This window comes from Methanocella conradii HZ254, from assembly GCF_000251105.1.
GTDB classification, from domain to species: Archaea; Halobacteriota; Methanocellia; order Methanocellales; family Methanocellaceae; genus Methanocella; species Methanocella conradii.
The window spans coordinates 1180857-1204431 of the sequence record NC_017034.1 but is presented as its reverse complement, the minus strand read 5'-3'; the positions used below and the strand labels follow the sequence as shown (position 1 = coordinate 1204431).

General features: G+C 53.6%; 23 protein-coding genes. 9 read left to right on the top strand and 14 right to left on the bottom strand.

What is annotated here, in order from left to right; translation table 11 throughout:
- Positions 1 to 24: 24 nt before the first annotated feature.
- Positions 25 to 1080, bottom strand: coding sequence for an ABC transporter substrate-binding protein (locus MTC_RS06145; RefSeq protein ID WP_014405827.1), 1056 nt, complete (start codon positions 1078 to 1080; stop codon positions 25 to 27).
- Between the two features lie 120 nt (positions 1081 to 1200).
- Between MTC_RS06145 and MTC_RS06140 the strand changes: the two genes are divergently transcribed.
- Positions 1201 to 1731 carry a helix-turn-helix domain-containing protein gene (locus tag MTC_RS06140; protein ID WP_014405826.1) on the top strand — a complete coding sequence of 177 codons (531 nt, stop codon included), beginning with the start codon at positions 1201 to 1203 and terminating at the stop codon, positions 1729 to 1731.
- A 10-nt stretch (positions 1732 to 1741) separates the two neighbouring features.
- Here the strand turns inward: MTC_RS06140 and MTC_RS06135 are convergent, their stop codons facing one another.
- Positions 1742 to 2764: an aminopeptidase gene (locus MTC_RS06135; protein ID WP_014405825.1), complete on the bottom strand. Its 1023-nt coding sequence runs from the start codon at positions 2762 to 2764 to the stop codon at positions 1742 to 1744.
- Between the two features lie 262 nt (positions 2765 to 3026).
- Here MTC_RS06135 and MTC_RS06130 point away from each other — a divergent pair, with 262 nt between their 5' ends.
- From MTC_RS06130 to moaA, 7 genes are all read left to right on the top strand, one after another.
- On the top strand, positions 3027 to 3587 hold the full coding sequence (locus MTC_RS06130; protein WP_014405824.1) for a roadblock/LC7 domain-containing protein: 561 nt from the start codon (positions 3027 to 3029) through the stop codon (positions 3585 to 3587).
- Between the two features lie 4 nt (positions 3588 to 3591).
- Positions 3592 to 4485 carry an RAD55 family ATPase gene (locus MTC_RS06125; protein WP_014405823.1) on the top strand — a complete coding sequence of 298 codons (894 nt, stop codon included), beginning with the start codon at positions 3592 to 3594 and terminating at the stop codon, positions 4483 to 4485.
- Positions 4486 to 4554: 69 nt separating this feature from the next.
- Positions 4555 to 4680 (top strand): hypothetical protein, encoded by a 126-nt coding sequence (locus tag MTC_RS13740; protein ID WP_272941602.1) that lies wholly within the window; start codon positions 4555 to 4557, stop codon positions 4678 to 4680.
- Positions 4681 to 5111: 431 nt separating this feature from the next.
- Complete coding sequence (locus MTC_RS06120; protein WP_014405822.1) at positions 5112 to 6335, top strand: aconitase X; 1224 nt, start codon at positions 5112 to 5114, stop codon at positions 6333 to 6335.
- A gap of 4 nt (positions 6336 to 6339) precedes the next feature.
- Entirely contained in the window at positions 6340 to 6735 is a 396-nt protein-coding gene (locus MTC_RS06115) for a DUF126 domain-containing protein (RefSeq protein ID WP_014405821.1), read from the top strand.
- A complete protein-coding gene (locus tag MTC_RS06110) occupies positions 6735 to 7793 on the top strand; it encodes a site-2 protease family protein (RefSeq protein ID WP_014405820.1) in 1059 nt (352 codons plus the stop codon). The genes MTC_RS06115 and MTC_RS06110 overlap by 1 nt, the downstream gene beginning before the upstream one ends.
- A gap of 126 nt (positions 7794 to 7919) precedes the next feature.
- Positions 7920 to 8813, top strand: coding sequence for a GTP 3',8-cyclase MoaA (moaA, locus tag MTC_RS06105; protein WP_014405819.1), 894 nt, complete (start codon positions 7920 to 7922; stop codon positions 8811 to 8813).
- Here the strand turns inward: moaA and MTC_RS06100 are convergent.
- The 12 genes from MTC_RS06100 to MTC_RS06055 form a co-directional block, all read right to left on the bottom strand.
- Positions 8810 to 10918 carry an amylo-alpha-1,6-glucosidase gene (locus MTC_RS06100; protein ID WP_014405818.1) on the bottom strand — a complete coding sequence of 703 codons (2109 nt, stop codon included), beginning with the start codon at positions 10916 to 10918 and terminating at the stop codon, positions 8810 to 8812. The two genes, moaA and MTC_RS06100, sit on opposite strands and share 4 nt — an antisense overlap.
- Positions 10890 to 12125: a glycosyltransferase family 4 protein gene (locus MTC_RS06095; RefSeq protein ID WP_048189088.1), complete on the bottom strand. Its 1236-nt coding sequence runs from the start codon at positions 12123 to 12125 to the stop codon at positions 10890 to 10892. The genes MTC_RS06100 and MTC_RS06095 overlap by 29 nt, the downstream gene beginning before the upstream one ends.
- A gap of 21 nt (positions 12126 to 12146) precedes the next feature.
- Positions 12147 to 13427, bottom strand: coding sequence for a glycosyltransferase family 4 protein (locus MTC_RS06090; RefSeq protein WP_014405816.1), 1281 nt, complete (start codon positions 13425 to 13427; stop codon positions 12147 to 12149).
- 590 nt (positions 13428 to 14017) lie between these two features.
- A complete protein-coding gene (locus MTC_RS06085; protein ID WP_014405815.1) occupies positions 14018 to 14404 on the bottom strand; it encodes a hypothetical protein in 387 nt (128 codons plus the stop codon).
- Complete coding sequence (locus tag MTC_RS13305; RefSeq protein WP_158308498.1) at positions 14404 to 14580, bottom strand: hypothetical protein; 177 nt, start codon at positions 14578 to 14580, stop codon at positions 14404 to 14406. The genes MTC_RS06085 and MTC_RS13305 overlap by 1 nt, the downstream gene beginning before the upstream one ends.
- 25 nt (positions 14581 to 14605) lie before the next feature.
- The gene (locus tag MTC_RS13735) at positions 14606 to 14728 is read right to left on the bottom strand and encodes a hypothetical protein (RefSeq protein WP_272941601.1); all 123 of its coding nucleotides are present in this window, start codon (positions 14726 to 14728) and stop codon (positions 14606 to 14608) included.
- A gap of 448 nt (positions 14729 to 15176) precedes the next feature.
- A complete protein-coding gene (locus MTC_RS06080) occupies positions 15177 to 17066 on the bottom strand; it encodes an aldehyde ferredoxin oxidoreductase family protein (RefSeq protein WP_014405814.1) in 1890 nt (629 codons plus the stop codon).
- Entirely contained in the window at positions 17063 to 17956 is an 894-nt protein-coding gene (locus tag MTC_RS06075) for a dihydrodipicolinate synthase family protein (protein WP_014405813.1), read from the bottom strand. Before MTC_RS06075 ends, MTC_RS06080 begins: the two co-directional genes overlap by 4 nt.
- A 357-nt stretch (positions 17957 to 18313) precedes the next feature.
- Positions 18314 to 18616 carry an NUDIX domain-containing protein gene (locus tag MTC_RS06070; RefSeq protein ID WP_237705993.1) on the bottom strand — a complete coding sequence of 101 codons (303 nt, stop codon included), beginning with the start codon at positions 18614 to 18616 and terminating at the stop codon, positions 18314 to 18316.
- Between the two features lie 82 nt (positions 18617 to 18698).
- Positions 18699 to 19007, bottom strand: a complete 309-nt coding sequence (locus MTC_RS06065) for a DUF2551 domain-containing protein (RefSeq protein WP_014405811.1) — start codon at positions 19005 to 19007, stop codon at positions 18699 to 18701.
- Positions 19008 to 19255: 248 nt separating this feature from the next.
- Positions 19256 to 20971 (bottom strand): hypothetical protein, encoded by a 1716-nt coding sequence (locus tag MTC_RS06060; protein WP_143767087.1) that lies wholly within the window; start codon positions 20969 to 20971, stop codon positions 19256 to 19258.
- Positions 20972 to 20976: 5 nt separating this feature from the next.
- Positions 20977 to 21603, bottom strand: a complete 627-nt coding sequence (locus tag MTC_RS06055; protein WP_014405809.1) for a hypothetical protein — start codon at positions 21601 to 21603, stop codon at positions 20977 to 20979.
- Between the two features lie 459 nt (positions 21604 to 22062).
- Between MTC_RS06055 and MTC_RS06050 the strand changes: the two genes are divergently transcribed.
- Positions 22063 to 23532, top strand: a complete 1470-nt coding sequence (locus MTC_RS06050) for a cobyric acid synthase (RefSeq protein WP_014405808.1) — start codon at positions 22063 to 22065, stop codon at positions 23530 to 23532.
- The last annotated feature ends 43 nt before the right edge of the window (positions 23533 to 23575 follow it).

The following is a 23575-nucleotide window of genomic DNA, read 5'->3' as shown; positions in this document are numbered from 1 at the left end:
TTGGGCGGAGGAGTTTCCTCGCCCTCATATCTGGCTAATCAGGGTCAGGTCGAACAGCTCATCCCTCGTGTAGACCTTCTTAGTGAGGCCCAGCTCCTCCTTTAGCGCCCTGGAGAACGTATCAGTGCCTGAAAGGTATTCCTCGTCGGGCTTATACAGGAATGCTATGTGCTCGAGCGCCGCCCGCTCGATGGCGGTATCGTCTGCCAGCCACTCGGGGGAGGACACGATTTGCGCCGCTTCCTGCGGGTTAGAGTTTATCAGCTCCACCGCATCGCGGTGCGCCCTCAGGAAGGCCTTGACAGAGTCCGGGTACTGGCTAATCATCGTCTGGGTGGCCACGATGGAGTCGCATGGATGGCCCGGCATTATGTCCTCAGACCTCAACATGACCTCGCCTATGCCCTGCATCTCGGCAATGGTGACGTAAGGCTCCCAGGCCATCACGGCGTCGACCGTCCCTGCGTCCACCGCGCCCACCCATTGCCCGGCGGGAAGCTTCGCCATCGACACGTCGGTTTCATACGACATCCCATACTTCTTGCATAGCTGCCTGACCAGGATATCCTGGATGGAGCCAGGGCCAGGGGAGCCAATCTTCTTGCCCTTCAGGTCGGTGAACTTCTTCAGGCCAGAGCCCTTCTTCACGAAAAGGCCGGAGCCGTTCTTGTGCACGGCGGCCACTATCTTGACAGTCGGGTCCTTGTCGTACGCGAGTATGACCGGCGGGACACCGGCCACGCCGATGTCGATGCTGCCTCCCGCCATCTGCGTCATTATCTCCGGCCCGGAGTTGAAGTTGACCAGCTTGACTTTCATCCCGTATTTCTCTAAGAAGCCTTTAGTCTTAGCGACGTAAAGGGGAGCGTCATGGTCAGTGGTCAGGTATCCTATGTTCACTGTCTCTTTTACCTTTAGCGGAGCCGACGTCGGGGTCGCTGAAACCGTTGGGCTCGGGCTGGAGCATCCCGCCATGCCCAGGCCGGCAAGCCCTATGCCCGCCGCGGCCCCGAGCTTTAGCACCGTCCTTCTGGAGAGCCTATCCTCCTTAAGCCTATCAATGAGGTTATCGATAGCCATAATATACCTTCCGTTTGTTGTATTCCTCAAAATGGCTTATAGCTTTTCCCCAGGGCAACTTTCATTTAATACAAAAGTAGAAATATTTGGGCATACATTATACTTTAAGGATTGAGGTTTATGACTATAGCGGATGACGTGATCATGGCGGCATTTCAGTCTGACGAGGAGTTCAGGAAGACGCTTGAGAAGGCCATAAAAAAGGACCTGGGCTTGAGCATTACCGAGTTCGGGAGGCGTTCAGGGGTCTCCCCGAGCACGCTTTATAAGATAATGAGCGGGGAAAGAGACCCCAACCTCGGCACCCTTCGCCAGGTCATTGACGCGATACGCGAGATAGAGGGCTTGAGCCGGGAGAAGTTCATCGCCGTGATAGCGGCGCGGCCCGTGCTTGACCGCATCAGCGAGCGCGAGATGCTCGTGGATGGGAAGCGCATCGTGGTCCGTGAGTACTCTGCGATGACCATGGAGGACGCCATCGTGGCGGCTATTAAGGCGGAGAGGGATGGCGCCCAGGCCCTGGTTTGCGCCCCCATCGTTAGCTATACCCTTGAGAAGATCGTGCGCATCCCCGTGGCCACCATCATGCCCGGCAACAGCGTGGTCGCGGCCATAGAGACTGCTTCCAGGAAAGTGCTCACTCCATCCTGAATTATAAAATTTAGATGAGAAGCCTGCCGTCCTTCATCACTTGCCTGCCATCAACCCACATTGAGGGCTTCAGGACCAGACAATCCTGATGGATGAGGGCTTTGGCGTCGTTATCATAGTTAGAGCCGATGGCAAAGTGCACCGTCTTGCCCACTTTCTCGTCCTCCAGGAGGTTGCCGGTCATCCTGGCCTTGTAGTTAATCCCGATTCCCAGCTCGCCGATGTGCCTGGCGTTGCGCTCTTCCGCCTTGAGGCTTTTCTCACGTGCCATCTGCTCGCCCTTCCTGATGACCTTGAGCAGCGCTTTTGCCTCCTCGCCGCCCGTCACCTTATCCACATAGCCATCCTTAAGCGTGACCTTCACCGGCTTCTTGGGAATTACCGCGTTCGGGACGAGGTCAATGGTGCCATCGAACACGATGGTGCCCCTCGCGCTCGCAATAGCAGGGGAAATGAACACCTCGCCGGCCGGCAGGTTACCGCCCTGCCCGGGAAGCCTGAAGTTGCCGTCATCGAGGAAAGCCTTGCGGCCCTTAACCGATATATAAACATCGGTCCCCGCAGGGGAAGTTACGTGTATTTCATCCGCGCCTTCAAGGGCGCCCTTAATCCTGGCAGCTGTGGCCTGCATCTCTCCATAGTCCAGCGCCACGCACCGCTCGAACATCTCGACTGTCGTTGTAGGCGACCAGAACCCCCTGATCCTCTTATCGCCATCCATCAACAAGTCAAACACATGATCATACTTCTTGCCGTCTCTGCCAACATAGCCTATCGTAAGCCCATAAGGGTCTTTACCCATCTTATTGGCCGATAGTGAGACTATAATGTCCGGCTCCGCCCTTATCGCCTCCAAAACGAGACGTTCGGCATAATCATAAATAGTCTTCATCCCCTGTATGGCCATGGTTGGCCTGCCCTTCATCTCCCTCGTGACTTCAAACACGGCCCGCGCCACAGGGAACACGTCGCCCTCGAAGTTGGTGACGATGAGCACCTCTTCCCCTTCCCTGAGCCCCAGGACGTCCCTCATAGCCACCCTGGCTGCCTCTATCAGCTTAGTAATACCACCATCTCCTGTAAAAGCGTAAAATATCGGTCATAACCCATAAACCCTTTGCTTTAGCTGTATTTTTGGCGGAGCATGGTGCGCCCAACCAAAATTTTTTATATGTTAAACAAAATATAATACTTCATATGCCTGGCGCTAAAAAGATCGTAAGGCGTAGAAAGCTTTATTTCGTATAAAAATAATTACTAAAAAATAGTAATTGTTTGAGCTCCGGAGGCATGGCATGGAAAAGGTATCCGCATTAAAAAGAGGCAACTGGAAGAACAATGTCGAGAGAGACCTCAGGGGCTTGCTCGATAAAAAAGGCGCGCTTGGCGCCATAGTCACTTCCAGGAATGGCGACGTGATCACGCAGCTTTTCAACAAGAACATGCCCAGGCAAAAGGAGAGCGCCCTCATGCAGCTCGTGAAAAAGGCCGTGCAGGCCATCAACGGGATGCGAAGCTCCCCCCTCCGCAGGGTCGTCTTCGAGACAGAAGAGGGCGCAGTAGTCCTTTATAATGCGGATAACGCCATCATCGGCTGCCTGCTAGAGAAGGACTATGACATGCTATCCATCATGCTGGAGATAAAAATGGTAGGAGACCTGATAGGAAGCCACCTTAGTGTGGGAGAGCTAACGAAGGAAGAGTTCGAGAGAATAACGCGCAAGAGCCCCGACGAGCTGAAAGTCCTCGCCTACGACCTCGTCGGGAATATCACCAACCACTTCGGCGATAACGTTGCCAACGATGTCATCAGGTTCACGCTAGAGAAAAACCAGCCCCGATGGGCCGCAAGGTGAAATAATGAAGAAGATTAAGACTGGTATACTAGGATTGGACGACCTCCTTGACGGAGGGTTCAACGAACACTCGGCAAGCATCCTCGTCGGCTCGGCCGGCACCGGAAAGACCACGATGGCCCTACAGTTTATAAGGAAAGGCCTGGAACTCGGAAATGAAGCAATATACATTACTCTGGAGGAATCGAAGGAGCAGATCATGGCCGAGGCCAGGAGCATGGGCTGGGAAGACATAGGCGCCTACGTGGAGAACAGCTCCCTGGTCTTCCTCGAGGCCGCGGGCAAGGATCTAGCCGACTTTATCAAGGAGGAGATGCCCGAATTCGTGGACGACTGGAAGGGCTCGAGCGCCCGCATCGCCATCGACCCGCTCACGCCCGTCATATGGGCCTTCGATGATAAGTACGAGCAGCGCATGCTCATCTCCCAGCTTTTTAAAGAGACCAAGAAGGTGGGCACCGTGTTGAGCACGATCGAGGAGTATAGCGGCGAGGGCGGCGAAGAGACTGTCATCCCCATGTACCTGGCGGATAACATCGTCCGCATTTTCACAGTGCCCGGCACGGGTAACCGCATGATGAACGTCCTTAAGACGCGCCAGTCCTGGCATAGCGAGGTGACCTACCCGTACCGTTTCGTGCTCGGCATCGGAATAGTAGTCGACACCAGCGAGCTTGACGGTAAGCGGGTTAAAAAGCTCACCCCGGATTTGAAGCTGGCCATCAACAATGCGGTGGCAAACCTGCCAAAGCGGGATGCCGAGCAGATAAAGAACGTTATAAAGTACCTGGAGCGCGCGGACCTTGGCGACATGGAGCCCGAGCAGATCGTCAACATGCTCATCGAGGACTATAAAAGCGAGGAAAGAGTGCTTGACGAGCCCAGGGTGGCCAGCTGAAAAACCGGAGGGTTTGAGCTGAAGCAGCTGGTATGCCAGAAGTGCTCGAGCCATAAGGTTAAGATCGTCGTGTTCGAGTCCGAGGGCAAGAAGTTTGCCGTGTGCGATGATTGCGGTAACGTTCAGACGATTGGTAAGGACCTTCAGGAGCGGTATGGTAAGTGGATGGCGAATCGTCAGCGGGTTGCCAGGTAAATTTTTTTAATCGTTAGCGGTTGAGTAAGCTATTTTTTTCACTTTAAACGAAAAAGTATATATACAAGCCATTGCTATTGTTTATTGCCTTTGGGTTGTTCCAGGGCGTAGTTGTGTTGTGAGCAGAAGATATCACCAGAATGCGGCAGGGCCGGGGCGCCTAACCCCCCCCCTTAAAAACGCTAAAAGGCTCCGGCCCTTTCTGCATCCTTCTCATAAGCCATGTCTTATGATGTACCACCAAGAGCCTATGTGGATGCGAGGACGGAATTCCTTTTACCTCCCATGCCTGCCTCGCACCCCTGAAGGGGGGCGGAGCGAAGCCCCCTCCCCCATTCAGTCCATCCATTATTCAATAAGATAAAAGCTAAACACAGCATTAAAAGCAAAAAGTTTATGGGAGCAAATCACAAGTCTTATCAGAATTTTTTATGTACCTGACGAAGGAAGAAGAAGCGATCTATAATGGCGAACATGGCCCCACGCTACAAAAGATGATGGAGATACTCGTGGCGCTCGGCGACATTTATGGCGCAGACAGGCTGATACCGGTGAAAAGCGCCCAGATCGCGGGCGTCTCGTACAAGACCATAGGCGACGCTGGCCTCGAATGGATCGAGAGCCTGGAAGGCAAGGCAGCAGTGCCCGCAGTCCTGAACCCAATGGGCATGGACCGCGACGCATGGGCAGACATGGGCATAGACAGGCAATTCGCCGAAAAGCAGGAGCAGATCCTGAAAGCGTATGAAAAGCTGGGCATAAAGGCCGAGTGCACCTGTACCCCATACTACCTTGAGCGCCCGAAGTTTGGAGACCATTTAGCGTGGTCAGAGTCGTCAGCAGTGTGCTACGCAAACTCCGTGCTGGGCGCCCGAACGAACAGGGAAGGCGGGCCATCGGCGCTGGCCGCAGCGCTCGTGGGAAAGACTGCCAACTACGGCCTTCACATCCGGGAAAATCGCTATCCTACAGTAACTGTCAGGGTCAAAGAGCCTATCCACGGTGTAGAATATGGAGCGCTGGGCTACGTGGTAGGCCCCAGGGTGGGCGACGGCATACCGATATTCGACTTGAAAGGCACGCCAACGGAGGACGAGCTTAAGCACCTCGGAGCCGCGCTTGCGGCCTCGGGCTCTGTCGCGCTATTCCACGTGCTCCACGTGACGCCAGAGCAATACATCCTGCCCCCGGACAGGATGGAGGTGGAGCGCCAGGAGCTGGCCAGCGAGGATGATTGGGAGGTGCCGAAGCGGTATTTCCTGCCCAGGAACAAGATTGAAGTCGACATGGGAGGCGTCAGAAAGCTCATGGGTGGACAGGCGGAGCCGGACCTGATAGCGTTAGGCTGCCCTCACGCATCAAAGGAAGAATTGGAGGCTATTCTGACAGCCCTGAATGGGCGACACGTTAAAAAAGAGGTATGGGTGTGCGTTGGCCGCTCACTCGGGGCTAAAAACAAAGCTATAGTGGACGAGCTAAGGCGGCACGGCATCAGGGTCATCTATGATACGTGCATGGTCGTATCCCCGGCGGCCAGCCGCTTCAGGCGGATGATGGTCAACTCTGGAAAGGCGTTGAAGTACGTGCCATCCATGTGCGGAGTGGACGCCGTTTTGGGCACAACAGAGGAATGCATTGAAGAGGCGTGCAGGTGATGCGATGATCTATAAAGGGCGCACAATCTCCAAGGGAAGGGCGATGGGGTTAGCGCTCGTCTCAAAAGACCCTATCTCGTTTTTAGGCGGTGTGGACCCCAAGACTGGGGACGTAATTGAGAGGGGCCATGCCCTGTATGGCAAGAACGTTAAGGGAAAGGTGCTCGTATTTCCAGGCGGCAAGGGCTCGACGGTCGGCTCATATGTCATGTATCAGCTAAAGAAGAACGGCGTAGCCCCGGCGGCGATAGTAAACGTCAGGTCCGAGCCCATCGTCGCGGTCGGAGCGATAATATCGGGCATACCAATGGTAGATAGCCTAAGCGTGAACCCGGTGGAAGCGATAAAGGACGGCATGGCCGTCACGGTGGACGGCACATCGGGAACGGTCGAGGTATAATGCTGGATCAGGCAGACCTGGATACGATAAAAAAGGTATTCAACTTTTACGAAACCGTGGAAACTGGGGATGCCGACCTGCTGTTCGGCGAGCCCCTGGTAGATACAGCCACCCTCTATGGCAGCCTTTACCCTCATTTTTCCAGGCGTAAAAAGGAGGCCGTATTAGAGCAACGTCTCGGGGAAACTGTGCTGGTCATAAGGGCTGCGAAGCCTGAGAATATATGGATAAACGCGGCCCTTTGCATCGCGACCGTCATTACCACCACGTTCACGGGCGCCATGATGTATGGCGTGGACGTCTTTAGCGAGCCGCTTCTGCTCTATAAAGGGCTGCCGTTCGCTCTGGCCATCATGGCAGTCCTCGGCTCCCACGAGCTGGGCCACTATGTGGTGTCCAGGATGAATGGCATCAACGCGACCCTGCCTTACTTTATACCATTCCCCGTTCCGCCCATCGGCACGATGGGTGCCATAATAAGGCAAAAGGGGCCGGTGCCGAACAGGAAGGCGCTGTTCGACGTGGGCATCTCGGGGCCGCTGGTCGGGCTGGCAGTTGCCATCGCTATCACGGTTATAGGCCTGATGCTGCCCGCCCCGGCCATTGAGCCGGAGGACGCCACCTATTTCCAGCTTCAGACGCCTCTGCTGTTCGATTTCCTGGCGGGGATCGTCCGGCCGGGGACGAGCCTCGAAAGCATTAACCCGATAGCGTTCGCGGGGTGGGTTGGAATGCTGGTGACCGTCCTCAACATGATACCCGTCGGCCAGCTTGATGGCGGCCATGTGGCCCGCGCTATGCTGGGGCGGTGGGCGGATAAGCTATCGAGGGCATTGCCCGCGGTCATCATGGCGTTTGGCATGTATACGACCTTTATCATGGGGGCGCAAGGAGGCATGTGGATATTCTGGGGGCTATTCACGGCATTGATAGGCAGCGCTGAGCACCCCCGTCCCCTCGAAGATGAGGAGAGTATAGGCCTTCCAAGGGCTGTTCTTGGGGCTATAGGGTTTGGCCTCACCGCCCTGTGCTTCACGCCCTGCCCCATCAGCGCCTGATATCGCCGCCCTGTATAGCTCCCGCCAGGACGGGCATCATCGACGTACGCGTCAATCAAACTAGATTACATATTATTTTTTGTATATGGCAAAAGATTGATAATGCCATGAATCTACTATCATTAGATGCAAGGACCCCTCGTTGACCCTTATGGAAGAAAGGTATCAAGCCTCAGGATATCGCTCACCCAGAGGTGTAACCTTAAGTGCATCTACTGCCACGCCGAGGGAGAGCGGGGGTTCGGGGATGAGATCACCGTAGACGAGGTCGCCCGTCTCGTGCGCATCGCCTCGAAGTACGGAGTGGACCGCGTCAAGCTTACGGGCGGAGAGCCATTATTGAGAAAAGACCTGGAGGATATATTAATGGCATTGCCGCCGCTGAAGGATGTCTCCCTTACCACCAACGGCACGCTGCTCGCGGGCAGGGCGCAGCGGCTAAAGGAGTCTGGCCTCAACCGGGTCAACATCAGCCTTGACTCGCTCGACGGCGAAAGGTTCGACAGCATAACCCGGCGCAAGGGAAAGCTCGAGAGCGTGCTGGAAGGCATTGAAGCGGCCATCGACGCGAGGCTGACGCCAGTAAAGCTCAACATGGTCTACCTCAAGGGCATAAACGAGGACGAGGTAGAGCGGATGATGGGCTTCATCAGGGGCAGGCCTCTCATACTCCAGGTGATAGAGCTGATGGACTTTAACGGCGCCTTCGAGCGCCACGCGGACGTGTCGACGCTCGAAAGGTCGCTAAAGGCGATGGCGGACAGGTGCGTGTACCGGGAGATGCACCGCAGGGCCAAGTACTTCATCCAGGGAGCCGAGGTCGAGGTCGTCAGGCCCATCGATAACTCCGAGTTCTGCATGAACTGTAACCGTTTAAGGGTCACGTCTGACTTCAAGCTCAAGCCATGCCTGCTCAGGAACGACAACCTCGTGGACGTGAGAGGCCTGAGCGATGAGGAGCTCGAGAACGCCTTAAAGCGTGCAGTAAGCATCAGGGAGCCATTCTTCAAGGCAGCCTAAAGCGGCTCCACCTTTATCTTGCCAGCCTTGCCTATGACCTCAAACGTGGTCACGCCTTTCACGCGCTTGAACTCGATGCTGACCTTCTCGCCGCCGACCATCATGTTCTTTACCGTGACGATGCTAAGCCAGTCGGGCAGGGTTGGCTTAACGTATAGAACGTTCTTAGAGGCGTCCGGGTACAATCCGAGCATGGTCTGGATAAACAGGATAATGCTGCCGGACGCCCAGGCCTGGGGGCTGCAGGTAGAGTGATAGATCATGGGCGCCTCTCTCTCCTTTCTCGGATACCCGCAGAATAGCTCTGGCAGGCGATAATCGAAGTACTTACATGCCTGGATAAGCGAGGTTATTATAGTATTAGCCTCCTCCGAGTAGCCGTACTTCTTAAGGCCCCAGGCGATTATGGAATTATCGTGCGGCCACACCGACCCGTTATGGTAGCTCTGCGGGTCGTAGGCCGCCTCGCTCGAGGCGAGGGTCCGTATACCCCACCCCGAGTACATGTCAGGCTCCATGATCCGCTTTGCTAAAGCCTCCGCCCTGGACGGGGCGAGTATGCCCGACCAGAAGCCGTGGCACGGGTTACTGGTGATGGAGTCAACCCTGCGCTTATCCTTGTCCAGCGCCTCGGCATAAAAGCCCTTCTCGGGAAGCCAGAAGGCCTCGTCGTATTTCTCCTTGAGCCTCACGCTCTCCGAGGCGAGCCTTTTGCCGGACCCGTCATCAGGGTATAGCTCGGCATATCTTCTTTTAGCGTCATAAGCGTAGCCCTGCACTTCGGAGAGCGCAATCGGGGGTGCGGCAAGCCTGCCGTCCGAGAACACGATGGAATTGTGCGAGTCCTTCCAGCCCTGGTTCTGGAGGCCGAGACGCTCTGACATGCGGATATACTCGACGAATCCGTCCCTGTCTATATCTCCATAGTCATCCATCCACCGGGCCGCCGCCTCCGCCCCATACCTGATATCCGAGAGCAGGCCCGTATCCCCCGTCCATCGGTAGTACTCGGATAGAAGTATTAGGTATAGCAGCGTCGCATCGACGGTGCCGTAATAGGGCGTATGCGGTATATGGTGAAGGTTGGCAAGCTCGCCCTCCCGTATCTCATGCAGTATCTTCCCGGGCTGCTCGTCGGTCCACGTATCCACCTTAGTGCCCTGGTAAAGCGTCAAAAAGCGGAGCGTGGACGCCGACAGGGAGGGGTTCAGCATCAGCGTCTGGAAGCAGGTTATCAGGCTGTCCCGGCCGAAAATGGTATCATACCATGGTATGCCGGCGGCGGGCACCAGAAGGCCCTTCTTGGTATTAATGATAAGCGAGCGCAAATCAACTATACACGTATCTATAATGTTATTCATCATCTCATTATCCGTCGATATCTGGGTAAGGCCACGCTGCCACCTATCGTAGGACTCCTCGATCTCCTTCTTAGCCTCGACGTACTCCTGCCTTATCACCGGGACGCCGCCAAGCGTCATGACCACCTCCACGTCTATCTCCTTCGTCTCATAAGGCGCCAGCTCTACGTTGAATAGCGCAGTATCCCAGTATATCTGGGGGGTGGGCTTAAAGTAAAACTCCGTGCGCCTGATGACGTTGTCAAGCCCCTCATATCGTAGTATGATGTTCTTGCCCTCCTCCCCCTCGATGATGGCCCTGAGGCCTTTCCTGTGTACGCTCACCCCCTTCACCTCGAAGATGTCCCTGAAATCCGTGTCGTAGGACAGCGACAGCTTCAGCTTTACCGGAAAGGGGTTGGTGTTCTTCACGAACATCTTCTCATAAAAGTTGGTGCTGATGAACATGGTGCGGAGGATGTGCAGCGTGCCCTCCGGAATGTCCTGCTTTTCGCCCTTTAGCGCAGGGTTGGTCAGGGAAATATTTGCTATGTAGCCCTTCCTGGTAAAGCTGAGGGGTATGAGCTCCTTATCGTCAATCTGCAGCAGGTAAAGGTTCAAGTACCTGGTGTCCGACCTGAACAGGCCGAGGGGGGTGCCTCTCGGCACGTTGCCGCTCGTATCTGTGACCATGAAGGTCGTGCCTTCGTTGATGACTATCGTCCCATCCATAAGCTTAGGATAGAGGCCTGGCAGCGCTCGCATCCACCCTCACACTGCCCCGCGTTACGTGGCCGCTGACCAGCCTGTGATAAAGCCTTTCCATCTTCAGTGCCATTTTTCTGGAATCGAACCGCTCGACTGCGATCTCCCTTCCATTTCTCCCGAGGTACTCGGCTAGCTCCACGTCGCTCAGCAGGAGGTCGATGCACTTCGAGAGCCTCTCCGCAAGCGTATCCGGGTCTCTCTCTATGACCAGGCCATTGATTCCATGAGACGTGCTCTCGGCCAGGCCTCCGCTGTCCGTGACGATGACCGGCCTGCCGCAGGCCATGGCCTCCACCGGGGCGATTCCGAACGCCTCCCCCTGCGGAAGCACCGTTGGATATATGACCACGTCGGCTGCGTTCATGTACAATGGCATCTCGTCTCCCCTAGCGTTTATGAACACGACGTTGTCCTCCACCCCAAGCCTTTCTATGAGGGATGCCGCCTCTGACTTAAAGGACTCTCTCTCATTATCGAAGTCCACCGAGTCCCCGCTGCCGCTCAACAGCAAGCAGACGTCCCGATACTTTTCCTTGAGCATGGCAATGGCCATGATGCTATGCAGCGAGCCCTTCGACTGGCAAGCCCTGGCAGGGTGAAGGACCGCGCGCCTACCCTTCAAGCCGAGCCTTTCCTTGAGAGCTTCCCTATCGCCCACCATGCGGTATCTATCCAGCCTCACCCCATGGTAATGTACCTCTACCCTGTCCGGCGGCACGCCTGCGTCGAAGATGCAGGGGCGCTTAATGTGATAGCTGACCGCCACTATCCTATCCCAGCCGACGTCCCGCAGGAGGCGCCTGCAAAGGTCATCCTCCCAGTAATTATGTATCGTGAGCACGATCGGCAGCCCATACTTCCTGGAGAGGGCACCGAGGCATAGGGCGTGGTCAGGGACGAAGTAATGGAAGTTGTGGGCGTGGACTATGTCCGGCTCTTCGCCCGCTATGAAGCGCTCCATCATCTCGTAGACCCGCATACGCCTCTCCGCTCCCGCCTCGCCCAAACAATAGCGGATGGACATGTAGTCATCAGAAACTATCTTACACCACGGGTAATCGCCCTCATCCCTCTCCGGGTGAGGGGAGGTGAGGAAGGCGACCTTATGCCCCATTCGAGTGAGTTCCTCATAAAGGTATATGAGATGCGACTCAACCCCTCCCACGACGGGCGGGAACGCCCAGTGCATTACGCCTATTTTCACAGCATCACCCTATACCATTTTTCATTGGGCTTTTTTATAGATACCCTGCATAAAAAGCACTTCTGCCCGATTGTAGCCTTGTTTTTTAGCCTCATGCGGGGCCTCTGCATCCCCTCTACAGGCGAGCCTTGCGAGGGCGAGCCGGCCATAAAGCCCCTCCATCCTGAGGGCCATCTTCCTGGAATCGAAACGCTCCTCAGCAACCTCCCTGCCGTTCTCGCCAAGGTAGTGGCAGGCCTCCGGGTGCTCTAGCAGGTACTCTATGCTACGTGCAAGCTCCGCTGTCAGCGACGAGGTGTCGCAGTCCAGCACGAGACCGTTTATGCCATGCCGCGTGCTCTCGGCCAGGCCTCCGCTGTCCGTGACGATGACCGGCCTGCCGCAGGCCATGGCCTCCACCGGGGCGATTCCGAACGCCTCCCCCTGCGGAAGCACCGTTGGATATATGACCACGTCGGCTGCGTTCATGTACAATGGCATCTCCTCCGCAGGAATGCTCACAAAATGGATGCTATCCGAGACCTTCAGGCCTTCCACGAGCTTTTTCACGCAAGCCTTAAACGCCGGCCGCTCGTTCTCAAAGTCCACCGTGTCACCGTTGCCGCTCAGCACCAGGCAGACGTCCCGATACTTTTCCTTGAGCATGGCAATGGCCTCGATGCTGTGCAGCGTGCCCTTCATCTCGCACATCCGTGCCGGGTGGAATATCACCTTACGGCCTGAAAGGCCCAGCCTGGCCTTAAGCGCCTCCCTATCCTCGAGCGCCCTATACCGCTCCAGGTCGATGCCATGATAGTGCACCTCTACCTTTTCCGGAGGCAGCCCCGCGTCGAAGATGCAATACTTTTTCAGGTGATAGCTCACCGCCACGACCATGTCCCAGCCGACGTCCCTCAGGAGGTGCCTGCACAGGTCATCCCCCCAATAATTATGAACCGTTAACACCACGGGGATGCAATATTTCCTGCAAAGGCGCCCCAGCGCCTCCGCATGGTGTGGAAAAAAGTAATGAAGATTATGAGCGTGGACTATCTCCGGGGCCTCCTTTTCTATGAAGCCCTCGATCATGCCTTCGACCTCGTCCCGCCCCGGTGGCTTTTTAAGTAGATGGCCTATGCTCATCAGCTCGTTTGAGATGACCCTGCACCAGCCGACGTCCTCATCCCTTCTCGCAGGGTGGGGGGCCGTCAGGAAGGATACCTCGTGTCCCATGCGGGCCATCTCCCCATAAAGATAGATGAGATGTGACTCCACGCCTCCCACAACGGGCGGAAACGCCCAGTGCACAACGCCTATTCTCATAGCATCACCCCATTTTCAGTAAGTGGCGGGATTTTTTATATGTAGGGTGCTTTAAAAGCAGTTATCTCGTGTTTTTACCGCAATGTACACAGTGCGTGGGTTTCACCACAGAGGGGATATTAACCACAAAGGACACTGAGTAAATTGAACCACAGAGGTTCACAAAGGACACAGAGGCTTTTTATTTACTCAAGGGGGCTTCGCCCCCTGAGAGACCCTCCTTCTACCTATTAAATGAGATTCTTTTTTATTATGAGTCTTCCATATTATACTAAATAATTGTATATATACTAAATAATTGTATATATACTAAATAATTGTATATCAAATGATTGACCTATAAAAGGGGGTCTCTGAGGGGGGCGAAGCCCCCCTTTAGGAAACAAATATCCTCTGTGTCCAGTAGTTACGATGGTTTCTAGGTGGTTGCTGGGTTATGGTTTGGTCTTTTTTATGCGATTTTAAAGGAGGTTTTCGTGATTGTTTGTATAAGCGTTAAAGCATGATTCTGTTCTTTTTTTGTGTGGGTTGATAGCCTGTGCTAAGTTGAAAAAGGGTTAAACGTCCGGTCCTATGGTTTCGGGTTGTTACTAGCCTCTTTCTTTCGCCCTATTCCATGTTTCGTCTTCCAGGATGAGGCTTCCTAACATTCTTTTAAAAGTTTTCATAGTAGTAGTTTTCATGGTCGTGTATACTAGCATTGTTTTTACGAGGAGTTTCCAGAGGTTGGCGAGTATGAGGCTGATTGTTTTGAGGAGGATCTGGTAGGCCATGCTGGTGCTGCTCGTCACTGCGTCCACCATGTTCTTGGCGAGACAACTCTCGATGTTCCACCGGTAGGGGTAGTGGGCTTCTATATTAACGTCTTCGAGGTTGCTAACATAAAGTTTGTACTCGTTACCCGGGTCGTACTGGAAGTGCATCTTCACCACGAGGCTTCCCCCAGTCCTGCTCCTCATCAGATAATCCTTGACCATCACACCATCCAGGAGTGATTCCTTGTAGAGCCTGTCAGTCCTTCAAGAAGTTTTTCCACCATCAATGCGTTACACGATCCCTGCTCGTACGGCTGGATTGCCATGGCGAGAAAACTATTCCTCCCCGTGAGGCCGCACACCCCATACCTGAGACGCCTCTTCCTTCCATTATACACGACGTCGTGATAATCAATACTCAGGTCATGATTCTACGAGCAGGTCTTCAGGGGCTAGCCGGGCGGACAATGAGAGCAGCATGTTACACTTCCCCCTCATCTCCTCCATGGGCACCCGCCCTAGCTTGAGTATCACGTCAGGACTCAACGCCTTATGAGATTTACAAAAATCCTCTATACTTGTACGCTCCAACAAACACCCCACCAGGTATAACAATCTCTTCTACCCATCCCTCCCACTCAAACCAAACAATATAGAGAGCAAAAGGGACAAAGGCTTTAAACTCTTCACACAAAACACCAAGTCCGGGGATACTAGCTTGCAAGACTTACCTAGTCTCATAAAAGAATAGTCCAACGCAAGACAGATATCCCCTCGCTTCCAAAACCATCACAACCCCCTAAAACACAACCACCTAGAAACCATCGTAACTCTCTGTGTCCTCTGTGAACCTCCGTGGTAAATATCCTCTGTGTCCTCTGTGAACCTCCGTGGTAAATATCCTCTGTGTCCTCTGTGAACCTCCGTGGTAAATATCCTCTGTGTCCTCTGTGAACCTCCGTGGTAAATATCCTCTGTGTCCTCTGTGGTCAAATTAGGCGCGGGCCGCCTGCGGGGTGGCGCCCGCCTCCTTTAGCTGGCCGATGACGAAATCAAGGCCAAGCTCGTGCAGCTTCCCGGGCGTAGGGACGCCATTCTCATCCCAGCCACACAGCTCATAGTATTTCGAGAGCATGTCGTTGACTTTAGCCACGTTGCCCTTCGCCATACCCTCCTTCAGCGGCTCGGACTCAAACCTTTTAGGCAGCGAATCATGAGCCCTTCCCATGCCCTCCCTCGCACCGAACGCCCTGGCGAGGTTGACAGCCCGCTCGCCGACCTCACGGAACTCGTGCCAACTATAGCCGAAGCCAGTCGCAGCATTCACCAGAAGCATGAAATCATCCTCCAGGCTCAGCTCATTAGCGGCAAAACGGCAAACGCACAGGCAGTCGAGAAGCGCAGACATCTCGCTTTCACGCTTAACCAGAGACGGCTTATCAGCCGTCGAGAAGGGGTCAGTCCTCTCCTCATAGGAAAGCCACTCATTGCCAAAAACCCACGGCTTAAGGTGGTCGGCGCCCCTCTCACACCTCGCGTAGGAAAGCGCGGTTCCCTGGCCGCTCCTCGGGTCATACGCGGGGATCTCCTGGCCTTTGACCTGCGGGGCGAAATCGATGCTTCCGTGGCCGATCTCCTCTGCCGCCCTGAGGCAGCCGTTCGCCACAAGCCTGCCCAGGATGCCCTCACCCCTTCCGGCCGCGTTGAGTGCGGCCATCCAGGCATCCAGATTGCCAAACCTCAAGTCCAGGCCGTTAGTCATATCCCTTCCTATAAGCCCCCGCTCGTAGCAGTCCATTAAAAATGATATGGTATCCCCAACGGATATGGTGTCAAGGCCGTAGCCATCCATCAAGTAGTCAGCCAGGGCGATGGCCTTCGGGTCGTTGATGCCGCAATTCGACCCGAGCAGAGCCGTGGTCTCATACTCCGGGCCGTCGTCAATCTTGCCCTCGAAGCCCTGCTGCTCAAGGACGTGGTAGTGCGTGCACTTCACGACGCAGTTCCAGCACGGGTGCCAGTTCCTGCCATCATTCCATATCGCCTTCTGCATCGCCTCCCCGCTTATCCTGTCCGCCCCGGGGTTTTGCTGTCCGGAGAAATTCCTGTACGGTAGCGCTCCCACCTCGCTCACCATGGAGAGGATGTTAGCCGTCCCCCGGTACCGCAGGGACTCAGCGGTCAAGGGGTTCTTGTTGAGCCGGGCGTTCTGCTCCTTTACGAGGAGCATCATGGTCTTCGGGTCATGCAACGGGGGCCTCTTGCTCCCGAGCACGCTAATCGCCTTTAGGTTCTTGCTGCCCATGACCGCCCCCACGCCGCCCCTTGCGGCCGCCCTGGCGTCTGCGATGATCGCCGCCAGCAGGTCCTTACGCTCGCCCGCAGGCCCAATGCTCAATACTTTCAGGGGCTTTTTCGTCGGGCCATGCAACCTTTTAATCTCCGCCTCGGTCTCCCAGGTATCCTTGCCCCAGAGGCCTTTTGCGCTCATCATCCTTATATCATCATCCTGTATGTGGATGCGCACGGGCTCCGAGGATACGCCTTCCAGGATGATGCCATCGTAGCCCGCGAACTTCAGCTCGGGGCCCCAGTAGCCGCCCCCGTAGGAATCCGTAAAAGTATGTGTAAGAGGCGACTTCGTGGCCGCCACAAAACGGTTGCCCAGCGGAGCAGGAGTGCCCGTGAGCGCCCCTGTGAAAAGGTATAGCATATTATCCGGCCCGAGCGGGTCAACGCCCTTCTTTATCTCCCTTATGGCATAGTATGCAGCCAGCGCCTTTCCGCCAGGATACCTCCTCGCCACCTCGTCCTCTATCCGCTCCACCTCAACGCTGCCATTCGTCAGGTTCGCCCTTATCAGCTTGCCCCAAAGCCCTTTCACACGACCAACTCCTTCATTGCCCTTGCATCTCTCAAATAGCCATCAGCAATCCTTTTCTCCCTATCCGATAAGTCCTCCAGAGGGGGCCGGACATGGCCCCCGGGAAGCCCCATGGCCGAAAGCATGTACTTAACCGCAGCCGGGAAGGCACCGACCCTCATAGCCTTTATATAATTATTCAGCTTTTTCTGCAAGGAGAACGCCTTCTTCATGTCACTATCAAGCGCGGCCCTGTACATCTCGATGCAGACGTCGGGCGCGAGCATCGCGCTACCGAGCATCATGCCCCTTGCGCCCATGCACACGCCGTAGGCTGCCAGCGGGTCAGAGCCGACCATGACCGAGAAGTCACGAGGCGCCCTCCTGATGAACTCCGCCAGCTTCATCGCGTCCCCTTCGCTATCCTTGATGCCGACTATCCTGACATCCTCCACAAGGGAGTCCAGGATGCCCGGCGTGATGCCATTGCCCGAGAATTGCGGGATATTATACGCAATGACCGGCATGTCCGTCTCCTCCGCTATGGCGAGGAAATGCCTGGCCATGCCCGCGGGCGAAGGGTGGTAAAAGTAGGGCTCCACGGCGACTATGGCGTCCACGCCTAAATCCTTTAAGAATAAGGCCATCTTGACCGTCTCCCGCGTCGATGCGTAGCCCGCGTTGATTATTACCTCGAGCCGGTTGGAAGCCCCTATGATGATCTCCGCAGCCTTCCTCCGTTCCTGTTCGCTCATCATTGCAAACTCTCCTATTGTGCCCATTGCGAGGATGCCGTTAACCCCCGCGCTCTCCAGGTGTATGACGAGGTCTCTCAGGCCGGTCTCGTCCAGTTCCCCATTTTTCTTGAAAGGGGTCGGCATTGCCGGATAGACTCCCGATGGATGGTACAATAAAAGCCCCCGAATTATAGAAATGATGCTGTGTGGCTTTAAGGATTAGGTGGATAAAACGCGGCTCACCTTAACACCACAAGGTACACAAAAAACACCAGGATTTTTATTACTCAAGGGGGCTTCGCCCCCTGAGAGACCCCTGCTATTAGGAGATATTAGATATTATCTTCATTTATTAGATATTTCTCTTTTTATCATTAAACCAAACGATTTGCCTAACAAGGATTGAGGGGTCTCCAAGGGGCGAAGCCCCCTTTAGGAAATAATTTTTTTTGTGTACCTGGTGTCCCTTGTGGTTTAAAACGTAGTGGTGTACCTGGTGTCCCTTGTGGTTTAAAACGTCGCCGCGTTCGCCTAGTGTTTCCTGGCAACGTCGAGCATGCGCCTGTATTCGACCCGAGGGAATGATAGGTCGGGGGGCAGCTCTTTGAAAAACCCGACCTCTGCAATCTCGAGCGAGCTGGGCGTTATTGGCAGCTTTTCGCCCACCTTGCCCACGTAGACCAGCCCATCATCCTCGGCCTCCAGCAATTTTAACGCAGTAACGCTGTATCCGGTCTCCTCCTGGAACTCCCGGACTGCAGCGTCCTCCGCATGCTCACCCTCGTTCACCTTACCGCCTGGCATCTCCCAGGCTCGCCTCGCGTGGCGTACCATTAAAAACTCGTCCCCACGAAAGGCTATAACATAAACATAAAATATACCCATACAAAAAAGAATAAACACAAAAGGAGCTATTTTAAATTGATGCCAGGGCCTTCCTCACAATTCCCTCATACTTCTCCTTCAGGCTGTACTCGTACCTGGAGTCATATGAGTTCTTGTGGGCGTGAAGTATTCCGAGCTTGGAGTGTATGACCCCCAGCATGGCGGTGACCTGCTTCAGCGTGATGCAAAAGCCACGCTCCCTAAGCATCCTGTGAAGCGTGTCGGCGGTCAGGCTCTTCATCTTTACGAACGCCTGAAGCACAACCCTCCTGATGCCGTGTACGTCTGTTGCCAGATACTCGTACAACCTTTTCGTTATCTCATTTACCACGAAATCCATTTACATCCCCATCCCTTAGTATATGATTTAACCCCTTGTATTGTTTTTCTGTAGCTTAAGGTATAACATATTAATATTTAATACTTTCTTAATTGATCATGCTACATTTAATGGTAATTTTAAAAGTGAATTTTAGGCCTCACGGTTGCCGGTCATTTAAAAATATTTTTTGGATGACATTAAAATGTATGGATAATAGTGGGCCGTCGTAGAGGCCAGCGCTGAAATATGGCCGCCAGCATAACGCCTCATCCAAAATTGGGAGATGAGCTAAAATTAAAGCTGATATAAGTATCGGGCGTTATCGAGACATCTTTTGCTTTTAGGCTGCCTTCCTTGATCATCTCGCTTATCGCCTGCTTAACCTCCGCCTCGCCAATGCCGGCCACATCATGCTTCACATCTGCTAATATATGCTTAAATTTCCTTCTCGAAAAGCCTTCAGAGCGCTTCTGTATGGATTTTTTAATTAAAAGTAGCCTGTCGGACGAGCCTTTATTCTTTTCAACCAATGGCACGCCGTTTAAAAACCGTATGTATTTGAGGCCGTATGCTTTAGCCCTCTCCTCGGCTTTGGGCGAGATTCCAGGAGATATAAAAATGGCGACATCGCCCTTTTCCTGGCTAAACTGGCCGGCCTTCTCGAGGTTGTTTAGCCAGTTTATGAACTTCTCGACCTTCTCGGGGCTTGCCGTACTCGTGGTAAACTCCCCGTATGCTCGCCGTACAGGGATTCCTCGCTCTAGCACTTCTGCATACCCGTCAAAATTGTAGCCCTGCACCACCTTATTCCTCGTAAAGCCAGTCCACCCGCCTAATTTATTTAGATACCCCTTAAACTCATCGAACGCCCTCTCCTCGTAAGCCTTCGTAGCGTTCTTGACCTGCTCGAAGTCGAGCCTGTACCGCTTTATGAATTCGTTTAGATAGTCTTTTATGAAATACCCCGGTATGGTCTCGTTGAGGAGGGGCCGTGCCTTTATCCCGTCGATGATGCCCTGAATGTCATTTTTAGGCAACTGGCTTATCCTGGCCTTATTCTCAAAGATTGGGACGATGATGTTCTCATATATCTTATCCGCAAGCTCGAATAGCTCCTCATCGGAGAACTGCTTCATTATGATTTCGTTGTTGTATGCTACCCTGTAGAAGTTTTCACACTTATTCTTGATGTACTCGTACATCTCCCTCTCGCAGGTGAAGACTACGTAGATGGGGCGCTTATCGATTCGGTGGGGGTCGGTGAAGTCCCTCAAGAAGGTGTATGTGAAGCTATCTATGGTGGAGGGGTACTTATCCTTGTTTAGCTTGACGAAGATGTCCACCTCATCGTACAGGATGATGAGAATCTTATTCGTATTCGAAAAGAGGTTGACTATAAACTCGTGCAGGCCTTTGATGATATAAGGTATCTCTTCCTTGCTGCTCTTATCCGAGCCCAGCAGCGAGCGGAAGGCCTTTTCTGCAACCGACCTGTCTTCCGAGCACAGGTTGGCGATAATCTCCGGAGTGATGAAGGATGGGGTATACGATTTCTCGCCCGCCTCCTTTATCATTGACTTTAGATGCGGCTTAAGCTGTATGACTATTTCCTGGTATACGGCGCGGGTGAGGCTTTCCGGGTCAATCGTATGGAAGTCACTCATGTTTATCTTTACTATGGCGGCGTGGTCGCCGTACCTTTCCCGCGCTATCCTCTCTATAGCTGCCACCAATGTGGATTTGCCACCGCCCAGCGAGCCGATAATCGGCCTTAGCTGGGGCGCCTGGTGTGTGAACACATGGTCCAGGTCGGATTTTATGAGGTCTGAGAACCTCCCATTGCCCAGATACCTCGTATAATAGTTGGTTATTATGGCGTTCTCGGATAGCTTCCTGTCTATGTAGATTTTATCAAGATTCTGGGGGACCAGCCCCGATTGTAGGGTGTAGAAGTCCTTGATTAGCGAGTCTATCCCGGACATGCGCATCAAGCCCTTATCTCTATCCAGGTCTTATCCTTCCCCTGGGAGAGGCTTATCATGCCGAGCTTTTCCTGCTTTAGCTGCTGTAAAAGCTCGTCGTACTCGTAGTCCTTGTACTGGTAGCGCTCCATCATTATTCTCTTGAGCTGGTCGTGCCAGACCTTGCCGTCGGATAGGAATTCTCTTGCCCTGAGCTTTTTGTATTCCTCTATGAGCTGTTTTTCAAATGCATCCGCCCTATCCATCGATTTTCTCTCTTCTGCCGGCATTGCTCCGCCCAGTAGCGATAATATCCTGTCGAGCTTTTTGTTCATCTCTTCGACGGTGGCCTTCAATTCCGCCAGCTCGTCCTTTTTCCCTTTACCCTTTTTCGCCCCCGCAACACTAACCATTTCCTTTGGCAGCATGTTATATGCCACTATACCCTTCTCGCTTATCGAATAATGGCTTGTTTTACGGGCGATAGACTTAACAATAAATCCGCTTTTTATCAGCTTCTCAAGGCTGGCCTCTTTTCCCTTGACCTTGCTGGCCGTCAAATAATTGGGTTTTTTATCTCTTACATCAAAGGCCATTTTCAGCACGCAAGCGTCATTATCGTCTAGCTGGACCCCAAGGATTGTCGCTTCCATGATAATCCCTTATATTTATACAGGCCATCTATTTAAATGTTAATTTTTTAATTGCTTATAGAAATTTAATGAAAATATCTTAGAGAGCCAGAAGCGTGGGGTTTTACTTCGCTATGCTATGTGACTTGAATCTCTATATTCGCCGGACCAGTATAAGGCATAATCGCCATATCCTTGCGGTGTAATGTTGATTTCAGTCACGCCAGTTTTTGAATGGCATACTGGGGATTTATCAACCCATTATAGAGCATTTGCTTTTTTATCCCATTCGCTTTTAGGATCGCTTACCTTAACATTATGTTAATAAAGAAAGCCGTTATTAATAATTTCTGTCCATATCACCGAACTAAAAAACTCATGCTGACACTTTTTATGGCTTGGATCGTCATTCCTCCTCGATGAAACCCTTATATACCAATCCAACTTTTGTTTATGAAGATAAAGTAATGTGGATTAGCTATGTCCTTTAATGGCCATGCCAGGCTTATCACGGTTTTGGGGACGCAGTCCCACGCGGGGAAGAGCACGATAGTGGCAGCCTTCTGCAGGATTTTGAAGAACATGGGCTACAGGGTGGCGCCCTTCAAGGCGCAAAACATGAGCCTCAACTCCTGGGTCACCCGTGATGGCGGAGAGATGGGAATAGCGCAGGCGATGCAGGCGTTCGCCGCCAGGGTGGAGCCATCGGCGGACATGAACCCTGTCCTGTTGAAGCCCAAAGGCGATATGACATCGCAGGTAATAGTGCTCGGAAAACCACTGGGCGACCGAAAGGTAGGGGAATACTATGGAAGCGTGGACGATATGATGCGCATCGCCCTTGGCGCACTTGAGAGGCTGGCTAACGCTCATGATGTTATCGTTATAGAGGGAGCAGGAGGGGCTGCGGAGATAAACCTCTACGAGCGCGACATCGCAAACTCCAGGCTAGCCAGGGCCGTAGGCTCCCCAATCGTCATAGTTGGCGATATAGAGCGCGGCGGGGTGTTCGCAAGCCTCTACGGCACCTACATGCTATTGCCAGAAGAGGATAAGAAGCTCGTCAAGGGCTTTATCATTAATAAGTTCCGGGGCGATGCCTCGCTATTAAAAGGCGGCATCGAGGAGCTCGAGAGGCTGACAGGGGTGCCAGTCCTTGGCGTGATACCCTATAAAAGGTTTTCATTGCCTTCCGAGGACTCGGTCTCTATAGATGATAAGGCTGATGGCGCTGGGTGTGGTGTAGACGTTGCCGTGATAAGGCTGCCTTTTATTTCGAATTTTACGGACTTCGAGCCGCTGGAGAGGCTCGCAAGGGTAAGGTATGTGGCTCTCGACGAGGAGCTTGGAGCGCCCGATATCTTGATTTTGCCGGGCACCAAGAACACGGTGAGCGATTTGAAAGCACTCCGGGGCTCGCCTCATTTTGAAAGGATCAAACGGCTGGCTGCGATGGGGACGCCGATAATCGGCATATGTGGCGGATACCAGATGCTGGGCCAAAAAGTGATAGACTCGGGCATAGAAGGGGGCAAAGCTGAGACGATAGAAGGCCTGGGGCTGCTACCAGTCACCACGACGTTCGGCCAGTATGAAAAGCTCACCCGGCAGGTATCGAAAAGGGTTACGGCGGGCGGGCCCATCCTGGGGCCGCTCAAAGGGACAACGGTAAGAGGATATGAGATACATATGGGAATGAGCGTATCCGGCAGCCCCGCCTTCGAGGATGACGGCTGCGTCAGCGATTCGGGCACCGTCATCGGCACGTACCTGCACGGCCTCTTCGAAAACGGGCAATTTACCCGGGCTCTCCTGCGCTTTGCCTGCGAAAAAAAGGGCATTCCCTATAAGCAAACTGCCACGACAAAAGACCCCTACGATGAGCTGGCAAGCCATGTACAGGCCAGCCTGGACATGCACAGGCTTCTTTCCATAATATTAGAAAACTAATATGCCCGTTTGCTAAATAAAATAAATACGTTAATATACAAAT